This is a genomic window from Sorangium sp. So ce204, from assembly GCF_051526795.1.
GTDB classification, from domain to species: Bacteria; Myxococcota_A; Polyangia; order Polyangiales; family Polyangiaceae; genus Sorangium; species Sorangium cellulosum_B.
The window spans coordinates 9,191,866-9,205,020 of the sequence record NZ_CP150317.1 but is presented as its reverse complement, the minus strand read 5'-3'; the positions used below and the strand labels follow the sequence as shown (position 1 = coordinate 9,205,020).

The following is a 13,155-nucleotide window of genomic DNA, read 5'->3' as shown; positions in this document are numbered from 1 at the left end:
GTTGCCGGAGTCCCCCACCTTCATCACAAGCCGGGCTCCAGGTCCAGAAAGCGGCGTCATGGAGCCCGTTGCCTTCGTCCGCCTACCGCCTCGCCCACTGCGCCCGCTGCCGCGTCCAGCTTCGCCTCTGCCGTCGCTGCGATCGCGGCCAGCGCCTCTGCCCCGACTGCCGCCCGCTCCAGCGTCGTGAGTCGCTCCGCCGCGCCGGCGCGGCCTACCAGACGCAGCTTCGCGCTCGCCGCCTCCATGCCGCTCGCCAGGCCCGGTATCGGGACCGGCAGCGGGACAAGTTCTCCGCGCAGAAAGTGACGCATCACAGGGTGACACAAGCCGCGGCCGCGTCGATGTCCCAGCTCGCGCCGGAGATCACCCCCGGCCGAAAGGACAACAATGACGATTGGATCCGAGATGTCGGCCGCTGCTCGCTCTGCGGAGCGCGGCTTCCGCCCTGGGCCCTGCGCGAGCGGCGCGCTCGGTCAGCTGTTCACCGACGCGCTCCCCGCGTCCCACGAAGCCCTCCGCGGTGACGGGAGGCGGCGGTGATCGCGAAAGAGAAGGAGGCCGAGGTGCTGCGCCTCTACCACGGTGAGAAGTGGCCCGTGGGCACCATTGCCGCTCAGCTCGGGCTGCACCACACCACCGTTCAGCGCGTGCTCGGGCAAGCGGGCGTCGACCCGAAGGTCGTCGCGCCGCGCCCGTCGATGGTCGACCCGTTCGTGCCCTTCATCGTCGAGCAGCTCGGCAAGTATCCCTCGCTGCGCTCGAGTCGCCTCTTCGGCATGCTCAAGGAGCGCGGCTATCCGGGCGGTCCCGATCATCTGCGCCGAGTGATCGGTCGTCTCCGCCCCAAGAAGCCGGCAGAGGCATTCCAGCGGCTGCGCACGCTGCCCGGCGAGCAAGCGCAGGTCGACTGGGCGCACTTCGGCAAGCTGGCTGTCGGCCGGGCGCTGCGCCCGCTCTGGGCGTTCGTCATGGTGCTCAGCTACTCGCGGCGGATCTTCCTGCGCTTCTTCCCCAGCGCAGCGATGCCCTTCTTCGTTCGCGGGCACGTCGAGGCGTTCGCCGACATCGACGGCGTCCCGCGCGTGCTGCTCTACGACAACCTCAAGAGCGCTGTCGTGGAGCGTCACGGCGACGCGATCCGGTTCCACCCCATGCTCCTGGCTCTGTCGGCGCACTACCGCTTCGAGCCGCGCCCCGTCGCCGTCGCTCGCGGCAACGAGAAGGGCCGCGTCGAGCGCGCCATCCGCTACGTCCGCGAGGCATTCTTCGAGGCCCGGACCTATACCGATCTCGACGACCTCAACCGACAAGCGACCGAGTGGACCAGCTCCGCAGCGCTCGATCGCTCCTGGGTCGAGGACCGCGCCCGCACCGTGCGGCAGGCCTTCGACGACGAGAGCCGTGTGCTGCTCGGGCACCCCGACACGCCGTTTCCAGCCCATGAGCGCGTCGAGGTCGAGATCGGAAAGACCCCCTACGCGCGTTTCGATCTCAACGACTATTCTGTTCCCCACGACCGGACGAGCCGCACGCTCGTCGTCCTCGCCGACCTCGAACAGGTGCGCATCGCTGACGGCAACGAGATCGTCGCGACCCATGTCCGCTCGTGGGACCGCGGCCAGCAGATCGAGCAACCCGAGCACATCCAGCGCCTGGTCGACGAGAAGCGCCGCGCCCGCGAGCATCGCGGCCTCGATCGCCTCGCCCGCGCCGCCCGCAGCAGCCAGGCATTCCTGCGCATCCTCGCCGAGCGCGGAGACAACGTCGGCAGCGCCATCGCCCGGCTTCTGCACCTGCTCGACGCCGTCGGCGCCGCCGAGCTCGAAGAGGCGCTCGTCGAGGTGCTCGAGCGCGACACCATTCACGTCGGCGCCGTGCGCCAGGTGATCGACCGCCGGCGCTCCGAGCGCCACCTGCCGCCTCCAGTCTCGATCCCCGTCACGCGCGGCCAGCACGCCGCCCTCGTCGTCACGCCGCATTCGCTCGCCACCTACGACGCCCTGAAGAAGGACCCGACGCCATGACCGATCTAACGCCCACCGAGACCAAGGCCCGCCTGAAAAGCCTCGGCCTGTTTGGTCTGCTGGCCTGCTGGGAGGAGCTCGCCGAAAAGCCCTGGCTTCGCGAGGTGCTCGCCATTGAGGAGCGCGAGCGCCAAAAACGCAGCCTCGATCGCCGCCTCAAAAACTCCCGCGTAGCCGCCTTCAAGCCCATGGCGGACTTCGACTGGTCCTGGCCCAAGAAAATCGACCGCGAGGCCGTCGACGACCTCTTCGCTCCCGGCTTCCTCGCCACCGGCCACAACGCCGTGCTCGTCGGCCCCAACGGCGTCGGCAAGACCATGATCCTCAAGAACGTCGCCCACCAGGCCGTCGTCCGCGGTCACACGGTCCGCTTCTCGACCGCGAGCGACATGCTTGCCGACCTCGCCGCGCAGGAGTCCTCGGCCGCGCTCGCGCGCCGGCTGCACCGCTACACGGTTCCAGCCCTTCTTTGCATCGATGAAGTCGGCTATCTCTCCTACGATGGCCGCTACGCCGACCTGCTATTCGAGGTCGTCACCCGTCGCTACGACGCGCAGAAGCCGATCCTGCTCAGTACGAACAAGGCCTTCTCCGACTGGGGCCAGGTCTTTCCGCACGCCGCCTGCGTCGTTACGCTCGTCGACCGGCTCGTGCACCGGGCCGAGGTGATCGAGATCGAGGCCGAGAGCTACCGGCTCAAGGAAGCCAAGGAGCTGAGTGCCATCCGCACCAAGCAGCGCCGCACCAAAAAGCACTGAGCGGCCTCTTCACCGGTGAACTTCACCGGCGTCGGGTGCGGGTTTCACCGGCACCGGGCGCGGATTTCACCGGTGAACTTCACCGAATCTCCGCGGATTGCCGCGATCATCAACACTGGCGGCCGCCTTCCCCATCAGCGGCCTGCTCCCGCCGTCGCTCTACCCGTCGGCGGCGCTGAGCTCGGAGCCGCGCCCGGCGACGCTCCCGCCGGTCACGGCCTTCCACGGCGCCTCCGACCTGGCGGTGCCGGCCCAAGGCGCGCGCGCCTCGATCGCCGAGCTGCGGCGCGCCGGGTACACAGCGGAGCTGCGCGAGTATGTCGGGGTCGAGCACGACACCTCCGACGAGGAAATGGGCGAGATCTTCGAGCGGATCGGGCGGGCCGCCGACGGCCTCAATGTTCTACGACCTCATCCGGCAAGAACAGATCGCCGGCATACTCGATGAAGTCCCAGAACTCGTACATGGTGGAGGTGTGCATGCGCATACCCTCGAACACCGCGCGGCTGGGTACGCGGTCGAGCTGGCGGTTTTGCGCTTCCCAGACACAGCCATCGATGTAGTTTTCGACGTGGCGGATGAGGCACCGCCGCCAGAACCCAGGACAACCATCGCCGATGCGTCGCCAGATGTCCGCCAATGCTTGGGCAAATGGCGCATGCCCAGCGGCAGCCGTGGGCCCTCGCAGCACCCCGTACACATCGAACAGCAGTCTCGAGACAGCCTTCGGTTCGGCGCCGTTCAGCGACGTGTTCTCGCACACATCATCGAAGAAGAAGAGCCAGCTGTAGTAGTCGCAAATCGCCCGAAGCCTCTCGAAATGCGCATCGGGGTAACAATGCGCGGCGAGCGCCGAATAGCTGCGCACCTTGTCGAGCGTTCGTGGCGATTCATCGGGGAGCAGGCCGCACTTGCGAGTCCATTCGAGGCAATCGTTCGCGAGCTGTGCCGCCTGCAGGTGAGGCGGCGTGGCGGGAAAAGGACAAAGTAAAGCTCGATGCACGGCTTCCTCCTCGACACGGATTGGAAGCTGCTTGGCCCATGCGCTGGAACCGTTGGCGCTCCCACTCCGAGAGCCGTTCGTACCACGAACCGCTTCCGACCGCAGCAGGTGGCCGGCGCATTGAATGAATTCCCATGCCGCCCAACGCCGAGACAATCCTACGCAGGTCTCGGCGGAGCCGACGTCAGTGAACGACAGCAGCAGGGTACAGCTGTACGGTAAGATGCTCGCCGTTTGGTGATAAATATCGGTAATTACAGGAGTTTTATGCGTGGAAGACCTGCCTGGCCGCATAAGGCGGGCTCTGTCAATGAGCTCGTACAGTCGGACTGCACGAGCCAGGAACGGCTCCGAGAATCTTGATTGGGCGTCGCCTGGGCCCGGCGGGAAGTCACCCGTTTCGAGCGCGGCGTCCGCGCGCAGGTAAAAGAAGTCGGATCGCTGCGTGAAGAAGTGTGGCGCGGCGAACCGAAGTGGCGGGACCGCGCGCGTCGCGACGCCTCGTTCATGGATCGAAAGAGCGGGCTCCGCGCGGCGCAGAGCGCGCCATGGGGCGCATCGGGGTGCCGGAGGCACGCCACGGCGGCGGTCACCGCTGCTCGCGAAAGAACTCGATGCTTTGCCTCATCGCCTCCGGGACGGAGGTGAAATCCTGCGACATGGAGGCGATCGGGGTGCACATGGGGCAGCCTGGCCAGGGCGTCGGCGGCGGCGAGCACGTCGTCGACCTCGTGCCGTGGGCCCGCGAGCTCCTGGGGCAGCGCGCGGCACCTCCCGGCAGGCGAGCGCCGTGAGCGCCGTGAGCGCCGTGATGGGTCGAAGCCGAGGGCGCGTGATGAGGGGCATGTCCAAGCCATGATCTATATCAACCATGGTAGTTCGTGGCAGCCCCTCAGATGGGGCGCCGTGTGGCGCACCTGTGCCCACATGCGCGGCGCCGTCCCGGGCGCTCGAAGGCCTCGTGATGCCGCATAGGAGATGAATGCGTCAATCGGGACAGCCGCAGGAACCACGAGGATAGCGTAACAGGAACAAGCCAGGCGGACGGGCGGAGCGGGCTTTCATCAAAGCCTTTCCTTGTCATCCAGATGCTGGCGAGTCTGTACATCGAAGAGGGCTGGCGCCGAGGTGCAAGGCTTGCCCTCCGGTATCCGTCCTGTACGAGGACCAGCTGCATCCACACCGGTCGAATGGCATGGAGCGCTGGAGACGCCATTGCGTCGTCCCAGACCGAACGCCTCGACGATGCGCCCGTCCCCGCCGGCCCTGGCGTGCCAGCGCGACCAATTTGCGGAGGGGGGAAGGAGAATTCAATCCTGTTTGTGGTAGGTTCACGCATTGCGCGCCTGCCCGATCGACGATGCAGCTCCGCTCGCATCCTTCGGCGGAGCCGTCCTCGAGCGCCGCGTAGACACGCAGGTGAACATTCTCGTTGATGGGGGCCCGATGATACGGATGAAGATTTTTGGATTGTTGATGGCCGGCCTCTCGCTCTCGCTCTCGCTCTCGCTCTCGCTCGTGGCATGCGGCGATGGCGAGGGGAGCAATGGGGGCAAAGCCGACGACAACACCGGCGGCGGAAGCGACAGCGGCGGCGGAAGTGACACCGGCGGCGGGACCGATACCGGCGGCGGAAGCGACAGCGGCGGCGGAAGCGATACCGGCGGCGGAAGCGATACCGGCGGCGGGACCGATACCGGCGGCGGAAGCGACAGCGGCGGCGGGACCGATACCGGCGGCGGGACCGATACCGGCGGCGGAAGCGACACCGGTGGCGGGACCGATACCGGCGGCGGGACCGATACCGGCGGCGGAAGCGACACCGGTGGCGGGACCGACACCGGCGGCGGGGATGCTCTCGACGGCGAGCAGCTCGGCGAGCTGACGGCCGCAGAGGCCCAGCAGGTGTGCGACGACGTCGCCGGGTCACTCGAGCTCTCGAAGGAGGACCTGTGCGACCTCGCCGGGGTGCTCGCCAGCGTCGTGGATGGAGCGGACTGCGAGACCGCCAGGGCGGATTGCATCAGCGCTCCGGAGGCGCCCGAGTCGGCCGGTTCGTGTGACACGGCCGGCTTCGCGGGGTGCACCGCCACGGTCGCGGAGCTCAAGGCCTGCATGATCGCCACGGGCGACGCCTTCGAGGCGATCACGTGTGCGTCGTCCATCGACGACTTCTCGCCGCAACCCGCGGCGTGCGCGGCCGTCAACGTGAAATGCCCGGGGCTCCTCGCAGGCGCCTGAGCGCTCGTGAGATCGCCCCTGCGGGGACGGCGGTCCTGCCGGCGCGCGCGTCCGGGATCTACGCCGCGGCGATGCTGGGTTCGCTGGCGACCGCGATCCTGCCGTGGCGGCGCGAGCCCGCGCCCCGAGCCGCCCAGGCGTCTCAGGATCGCGTCAAAGGGTCGTGATCGTCACGTCGTCGAAGCGCACGTCGCTCATCGCCCACGAGAACAGGGCGACCGAACCCCACGCGTACGTCACCTCGCTTGACACCGCCAGCACCACCTGATCATTGACCTTGATCCGGTGCGTCGTCCCCTCGCGCTCGACCCGCACCGTCATCCATGCGTTCTGCGGCGGCACATAGCTCGTGTTGACCGCGAGCTCGGTGAAGACGCCGTCGTCCACCCGGACCAGGCGCGCGACGCTCAAGCTCGCGTCGAACATCACCCGGTAGTAGCTCGAGCCGGTGTCGTTGATGGCGTACATGAGGCCGAAGCCGTCGGGGTCGCCCGCGTAGATCTTCGCCGAGAGCGCTCCCTGCCCGAAGGCCGTGCGGGGCGCGACGAGGTAGGTCCCGCGCATGTCGACAGCTCCGTCGGCCGCGGTCTGGGGGTAATCGAACGCGCCGCCCGTCTCGGTCGCCGCTCCGCCTACCCCCTTCCAGCTCGACGAGCTGTCGGTGATGCCCTCGTTGATCACGGTCCAGACGCCCCGCGCGACGCCTTGATCGAACGTCTCTCTGAAGGGGATGGTGCCCAGCTTGGCCACGTTGACCGAGCTCAGGTCCACGGTGACGACGGAGCCGGCCGCCTTCCCGCATGAGGTGGTCTTGATCTCCTCCCAGAGGACGTAATCGTGGGAGACCCAGGTGTGCCGCACCGACTGCAGGTTGACGTTCTCCACGGGGTAAAGCGACTGATCCTGGAGGCTCGCCGCGTAGATACCCTCGTATTCCTCCGTGAGCGTGCTCTTGGCGAGGTTGGGCAGGCCGTAGAGGCCGCCCCACGTGTCGTTGTGGAGGTCCTCCCATTTCTTGTAAGAATGCCCGCTCACCGAGGCCAGCCTGTATTGCCAGCCGAAGATCGAACCCGAGGAGAAATCGATCACGTCGAAGTCGTTCAAGGACTGAGAGGCCTGCTCGCTCACATCGAAGCTGAAGCTCGTGGACGGCCCATCGACGCCCACGCCCCCGCCGACCGAGAACCCGTTCGACGTGGTGAACGTCGAGGACTCGTTGGCCGAGTGGGGCCTGTGGGCGTAGGGCGAGAGCCCCGCCGACAGGGGGCGAATCGAGTGCTGGAGGGTCTCCTGGAAGTAGCCGCGGTTGTTCCCCGAGTTCCACTTGAGCCCGCCGGGGTTGTACTGGGTGCCATTGCCCGCGAAGACGACGTATTTGCCCTCCGGCGCGTTGGAGGCGAGGAGCGTCACCGTGAAGTTGCGGTCGATGACGGAGCGCTGGCCGTCGTCGCCGCACTCCCAGTGGATGGAGGTGGGCGTCACGTTGTACGAGCGGTAGGTGCCCTCGGGCAGAGGCTCGGTCACGAGCTGCGCGAGCGCGTGGGCCTTGTGGTCCGCGAGCAGGCCCTTGATCTCGGCGAGGAGCTCGCCCCGGGCGGGTAACGCCGTCTGCGCGACCTCGGACCTCGAGGCGATCCGGGGCTTTGCGTCGATGGTGATGGGCTCGGCCTCGGGCGCCGCGTCGAACAGCGCGTCGAGCTCGGCCTCGCTCCTTTCGAGCTTCTTTCCGAGCTCGGCCCGCTCGCCCGCGGTCATCCGGGCGTACCTCGCCTTCGCGGAGGCCGGCAAGCGCACCGAGCTGTGCTCCTCGGTCTCCTCGCCGGTGACGTCGCCGAAGACGCGCACGTCGAAGCGCTGGCCGCCCGGGCTGGGCGCCGCGTAGACGACCTGCGCGGACATCCCGATGCCCAGCGCCAGCGCGACCTTCTCGGCGTCGCGCGCGTTCTCGAGGATCACAGGCACCCCCGCGAGGCGCGCTGCCCGGAGCAGGGACCCGTAGGAGCGGATGTCGTCGGCGCTCGCGGCCTCGGCGTCGATGAGCACGGCGGACGCCTCTGCCACGCGGCTCGCGGGGCTCGGATCCGCGATGAGGTCCGCCCGGAACCTCGAAGGGGCGCCGTCCATGAGCTCCGCGAGCAGAGGGGCCTTTTCGCGTCGAATGGACGTGAGAGCGATGACAGGGCCCGTCGTGACATCGGTGGGCTTGGCGGCCGGGTCGCTGGGCTCCGCGGCGCCTGGCTCGGGGTCAATGAAAGGATCCGCCTGGGTCTCTGGGGCAAGGTCCCCGCAGCCCGCGACGGCCAGGAGGGTGAGGGCCAGGGGAGAGAGGCGAGCCAGAAAGGTGAATTGTCGCATGGAGGTCCTCCCGGAACATTCGTTGCAGGGTGAGGTCGGACGCGCGGGCGGTGGGGGCGCCGATGCCCCTCGCTCCACGCGCTTCAACCCTTTTCCGTGAACGGAGAGGAAAACCCGACACGGGCTCGGTCGATTTCTGGATCGACCGAGCCCGCGCTCTCCGAGCCCCGCGGCGCGCTACGGAGGCTCGATCGCGGCGGGGGTCGGGAAGAATCGGTTGGGGGGCCGCGCGAGCCCCAGGTTCTCGCGCAGCGTTCGCCCTTCGTACTCACGCCGGAACAGGCCCCGGCGCTGGAGCTCGGGGACGACGCCATCGACGAAATCGTCGAGGCCGCCCGGCAAGTAGGGGAACATGATGTTGAAGCCGTCGCAGCCGTCCTGGACCAGCCACTCTTCCATCTGGTCCGCGATGGTCCCGGGCGTGCCGACGAACGCGAGCCCCCCGAAGCCGCCGAGGCGCTGCGCGAGCTGCCGCACCGTCAGCCCTTCTCGACGCGCCAGCGCGATCGCGCGTTCGCGCCCGCTCTGGCCGGCTGTCGCCATGAAGAACGCGTCGAAGCGAGCCTGCTCCAGGCGTTGCGCGAAGCGCTTGAGGTGCGCGAAGTTGAAGTTCGCGTCCGGGTAGGCCCCTGGGTAGCGCCAGGCGCCGGTGTGAATGCTGACCGGGCGCATGAACGCGCCCAGCTTCAGGGTGCGTGCGGCCACCGTTGAACCCCGAGCCGCGCGAGCGGCCACTCCGAGCATTTCGCCGTCATACGGCATGTCTACTATAGCGGATTATTAAACGTTATGACGGATGGTGGCCCGACCCGGGTTGGCCGATCAGCGGTGGCACGGCGACCTGACCCAGGTTGCGGCCGGCGACCCGACTCAGGTCCCGTCGGCAAAGGCGCGCTCGAGCGACAGCCGCACCAGGCCGTCCCGTTGCAGCTCGACGCGCTCCTGCGCGATCGGGGGCCGCAGGACGTAGCGCAAGGGCGCCTCCCTCGACGCGGCACGGTGCGCGCCGGCGCGTGTCGCCGCGTGCAAGGTGAAGCCATCCAGCGAGGCGCGGTGAGCAAGCTGGGGCCGAACGTCGAGCCCGCCGCTCGGGTCGACTCGCTGACGGAGCCTACGGAAACTCGCGCACCTTGACCGCGCGTGTCGTGCCCGGGTAGGCGTCGTTGTAGTGCTCCACCCCATAAAGCAGGATCTCGCCGTCGGGATCCACATAGATCCCGGCCCCTGCATCGAAGGCGCAGTAGCGCTTGTTGCCCGTGGCCGAGCTGCTGCAGGACATGTGTCGGCTGGCCACCTCGGTGAAGCCAGGCACGAAGGTCGCGCTGAGGTCCACACGCCACAGGTCGACCCAGTCCTCGTCAAACCATTTGTTCCTGTGCGTGCCAGCGACAAAGAGCTGCCCGTCGCACTGGGTCACGAGCTGCAAGCCCTGGTATTCCGCGCCGCCAAAGGGCGTCGAGACGCTCGCCTGAGATATCCAGGTGGAGCTCGAGCTGCCGAAATAGGGCATCGCCGCCTCCGAGGACACGAACACCTCGACGTCGTCCGAGTTGTGGCCAAAGACGAGCGCGAGGTAGCGGCCAGAGGAGAGCAGCGTGAGGCTCACCGCTCCCGCATTGACCGTCTGACCTCGCGTTCGCAAGACCAGCGGGCTCCACTGGGGGTTCAGGGGATTCGACAGCCTGGCGATGCGAAAGCCCGCCGTCGCCCCATCGTCGTTCTTTTCGAAAGGCACGATGACGTACTCGCCGTTCACCTGAAGGCCGCCCGAGTGATCGTACGGCATCCCTGAGTCGTCGGACTGGTAGTGCACGATCGCGTCGCTGCAGGACGGGAGCCGGGAGGGAGAGGCATTCCGACCCAGCAGCCACGGGTTGTTGCTCAGCGATCCGAGGCGCACGACCTCGAAGCCCGGGCGTGCGTTCCCCTGAACCGAGGTCGTCACCAGGAAATAGTTGTAGTCACGCGCGAGCCGCTGGATGCCCTGGTGGTGAATGAGCCCGGTGCCCGTCGTGGGCGCATACGTGCTGCAGGCGTCGCTGCCGCTGCGGTAGGCCATGACATAGTTCGGGTCGTAGAGCGCGTTGATGCTCCTGGCGGCATCGTTCACGCAGCGGTTCGTATAGGGGTTCGTGTGGTCCGCGTGGGCCCAGCCCCAATGGGAGCTCAGCCCCTGGTAGGCCACGCCCACGTCGTCGAGCGCTGGCTCGGCGGTGCTCTCATCCGTCCCACCACAGGCGACGAGGGACAGTGCGCCGACCGCTGCTAGAGCGAGCGACCAGATCCTGGATTGGAGACTACATCCACCGTTCTTCATGGCGTCCTCGGAAAGAGAGGTGTGCTGGGCATGCGAGCAGAAGGTCGGGTCACGTGTTCTTCTTGTTGAATAGGGGCTAACCAGGCAACAGCGCCGCCGGGATGGGCGGCATCGCCGGCTGAGAGGTCGCTGCGCGTCGCTGTGAACGCCGCGAAGGTCCCGCCGTTTGACGCTCAGCCGTGTCCCGTGTTTGCAGCGCTCATGCCAGGGTGGCAGCGCGCGGCGTCCGCCAGCGATTTCCAAGAGGCATTGAGCCCCGATCGCCCCAGGCGAACAAGCCGGCGCCTCGCCCCCGCCACGCTCCAGCGCTCCTCGGCGGCGCGCAACGAACCACACCTGCGCGGATTGAGCAACAACAGCGCAACGCGCTTGCGACCATCCGCCGGCCATCACGGCTCGGCTGAATGCATGGCGGCAGCCTGTTCCAGGCGGTCCAGGTGAAAGTCGACGCCGGTCACGTGCCCCCGCCGCGCGAGGACGGCCGGCGCTACCTCGTCACGCCGCTGGATGACTTCCGCGCGGATGGCGAGGTCGGCAGCCCGATGAAGGCCTGACCGTCAGCGCGCCGTCATTCCGCCGTCGACGCGGTAGTTCCCGCCGGTCAGCCACCTGCCGCGATCCGACGCGAGGAGCGTGACGACCTCCACGACGTCGTCGGTGGTGCCGAGGCGCCCGAGCGGCACCTGCTGGACAAACGCGTCGGCCGGAATGCCCATCCCGTCGGTGAACGTCTTCCGCAGCTCGTCGGCGCTCGCTGTCGCCACCGGCCCCGGCGTCACGACGTTCACGCGGACGCCGCTCGACGCGAGCTCCACGGCGAGCGTGCGCGAGTAGGTGTCGAGCGCCGCCTTCGCTGCGCAGTAGTGCGCGAACGGGCCGTACGGAATCGTCGCTGCCGTCGACGAGATGTTCACGACCGCGGCGGCCTTCGAGGCGCGGAGCGCCGGCAGGACCGCGTTCGTGAGGCGAACCGCGGCGAGGAGGTTGAGCGCGAGGGTGTCTTGCCACTCCTCGTCGGGGATCGTCGCGGAGCCTCCCAGAAACCCGCGCGACCCGCCCGCGTTGTTCACGAGGATGTCGAGGCCGCCGAGGGCCGCGAGCGCCTCTTCGGCGATCGCCTTCACCCCTTCGCTCGTGCGGACGTCGCCCGAGATGAACGTCGCCGCCGCGGGGGTGACGTCGCTGCGCGAGCGCGCGGCGACCGCGACCTTGGCGCCGGCGTCGAGGAGGCGCTGCGCGATCGCCGCGCCGATGCCGCGCGAGCCTCCGGTGACGAGGGCACGGCGACCGATGAACTCCCTCGAGAGATCGAGCTTGCTGGACATGATGTTCCTTTCGTCGAGAACGACGCGTCCTTCATACGGCTCGCGATCCGCACGAACCATGCGAAGGCGTCTGGGAAAGTTGCGAAATCGTCCGCACGGCTTGGACGCCGCGGCCCGCGCCCATTACGCTGTCGAGCGATGGATGCCTTGAGCGCGGTGCTTGCCCCGGTTCGACTGCGGCGGACACGCTGGGTCTCCACCGTCGGGCGCGCGCCGTGGGGCGTCGCCCTGCCGGAGGTCAAGAGCTGCATCCGGTTCCACTACGTGGTGCGCGGCAGCGCCTGGCTCAGCGTCGACAAGACGGACGAGCCGCGCGTCGCGCTCTCCGGCGGCGATCTCGCGGTGCTTCCGCTCGGCCACGCCCATGCGCTGCGCGACCATCCGCGGAGCACCCCCCGGAGCTTCGCCGAGCTCGTGCGATGCGCCCCCAACCCGACCCATGACGTCATCCACATCGACCTCGGCACGAAAGGCCCGGAGACGACCTTCATCACGGGCGGCTTCGTGCTCGACGATCCGCTCGCGACACCGATCCTCGCGACGCTGCCACCGCTCATCCGGATGACTCCCGACGCGGAGCAGGCGGTGCCGTCGTTCCTCGAGAACATCCAGTTCATCACGCGCGAGATCGAGACGAACCGGCCCGGGTCCGAGATCGTCCTCCTCCGGATGGCGGACGTCATGTTCATCCAGATCCTCCGCGCGTACCTCGCGCGCTTGCCCGAGGACGGCGGCGGCTTCCTCGGCGCGCTCCGCGATCCGAGCATCGCCGCGGCGCTCGGCGCGATGCACCGGCGCGCCGAGGAGCCGTGGACGGTGGCCTCGCTCGCGAAGGAAGCGGGCCTCTCGCGCTCGGTCTTCGCGGCGCGCTTCACCGCGCTCGTCGGCGAGCCGCCGCTCGGCTACCTCACGCGGCTCCGCATGCAGAAGGCCGCGGTCCTCCTCCGCGAGGGCGCGCCGCTCGCGAAGGTCTCGCGCCTCACCGGCTACTCGTCCGAGGCCTCGTTCAGTCACGCGTTCCGGCAGTGGGCCGGCATGGCCCCCGGCGCGTGGCGGCGGCACCTCAAGTCGCGCGATCCGAGCGCGGCTCCGGACGGAGGGCGTCGAGCCCTCCGTGCTTGAAGGCGT

10 protein-coding genes and 1 pseudogene are annotated in these 13,155 nt (G+C 68.4%); 6 read left to right on the top strand and 5 right to left on the bottom strand.

The window, feature by feature from the left end; genetic code table 11:
• The first annotated feature begins 539 nt into the window (after nt 1–539).
• Both istA and WMF22_RS34440 read left to right on the top strand, forming a co-directional pair.
• Nucleotides 540–2,027, top strand: coding sequence for an IS21 family transposase (istA, locus tag WMF22_RS34445; protein ID WP_438032199.1), 1,488 nt, complete (start codon nt 540–542; stop codon nt 2,025–2,027).
• The gene (locus WMF22_RS34440; RefSeq protein ID WP_438032200.1) at nt 2,024–2,785 is read left to right on the top strand and encodes an ATP-binding protein; all 762 of its coding nucleotides are present in this window, start codon (nt 2,024–2,026) and stop codon (nt 2,783–2,785) included. Before istA ends, WMF22_RS34440 begins: the two co-directional genes overlap by 4 nt.
• Before the next feature lie 395 nt (nt 2,786–3,180).
• On the opposite strand, the gene WMF22_RS34435 is transcribed toward WMF22_RS34440, so the two are convergent.
• The gene (locus tag WMF22_RS34435) at nt 3,181–3,789 is read right to left on the bottom strand and encodes a terpene synthase family protein (RefSeq protein WP_438032537.1); all 609 of its coding nucleotides are present in this window, start codon (nt 3,787–3,789) and stop codon (nt 3,181–3,183) included.
• A gap of 614 nt (nt 3,790–4,403) precedes the next feature.
• On the opposite strand from WMF22_RS34435, the gene WMF22_RS34430 reads away from it, so the two are divergent.
• Nucleotides 4,404–4,583 (top strand): hypothetical protein, encoded by a 180-nt coding sequence (locus tag WMF22_RS34430; RefSeq protein ID WP_438032536.1) that lies wholly within the window; start codon nt 4,404–4,406, stop codon nt 4,581–4,583.
• 661 nt (nt 4,584–5,244) lie between these two features.
• Nucleotides 5,245–6,030 carry a hypothetical protein gene (locus WMF22_RS34425; RefSeq protein ID WP_438032535.1) on the top strand — a complete coding sequence of 262 codons (786 nt, stop codon included), beginning with the start codon at nt 5,245–5,247 and terminating at the stop codon, nt 6,028–6,030.
• A 153-nt stretch (nt 6,031–6,183) separates the two neighbouring features.
• Here WMF22_RS34425 and WMF22_RS34420 read toward each other — a convergent pair whose 3' ends face one another.
• The 3 genes and pseudogenes from WMF22_RS34420 to WMF22_RS34410 all read right to left on the bottom strand — a co-directional run bounded on the left by WMF22_RS34420 (nt 6,184) and on the right by WMF22_RS34410 (nt 10,702).
• Nucleotides 6,184–8,385, bottom strand: a complete 2,202-nt coding sequence (locus WMF22_RS34420; protein ID WP_438032534.1) for a hypothetical protein — start codon at nt 8,383–8,385, stop codon at nt 6,184–6,186.
• 177 nt (nt 8,386–8,562) lie between these two features.
• A pseudogene (locus WMF22_RS34415) lies at nt 8,563–8,919 on the bottom strand (LLM class flavin-dependent oxidoreductase); the annotation flags it as partial.
• Between the two features lie 577 nt (nt 8,920–9,496).
• The gene (locus WMF22_RS34410) at nt 9,497–10,702 is read right to left on the bottom strand and encodes a hypothetical protein (RefSeq protein WP_437294205.1); all 1,206 of its coding nucleotides are present in this window, start codon (nt 10,700–10,702) and stop codon (nt 9,497–9,499) included.
• Between the two features lie 404 nt (nt 10,703–11,106).
• Here WMF22_RS34410 and WMF22_RS34405 point away from each other — a divergent pair, with 404 nt between their 5' ends.
• The gene (locus tag WMF22_RS34405; protein ID WP_437294204.1) at nt 11,107–11,256 is read left to right on the top strand and encodes a hypothetical protein; all 150 of its coding nucleotides are present in this window, start codon (nt 11,107–11,109) and stop codon (nt 11,254–11,256) included.
• Nucleotides 11,257–11,259: 3 nt separating this feature from the next.
• Here WMF22_RS34405 and WMF22_RS34400 read toward each other — a convergent pair whose 3' ends face one another.
• Nucleotides 11,260–12,027, bottom strand: a complete 768-nt coding sequence (locus tag WMF22_RS34400) for an SDR family oxidoreductase (protein ID WP_437294203.1) — start codon at nt 12,025–12,027, stop codon at nt 11,260–11,262.
• Nucleotides 12,028–12,165: 138 nt separating this feature from the next.
• Between WMF22_RS34400 and WMF22_RS34395 the strand changes: the two genes are divergently transcribed.
• Nucleotides 12,166–13,149 (top strand): AraC family transcriptional regulator, encoded by a 984-nt coding sequence (locus tag WMF22_RS34395; protein WP_437294202.1) that lies wholly within the window; start codon nt 12,166–12,168, stop codon nt 13,147–13,149.
• Nucleotides 13,150–13,155: the final 6 nt, after the last annotated feature.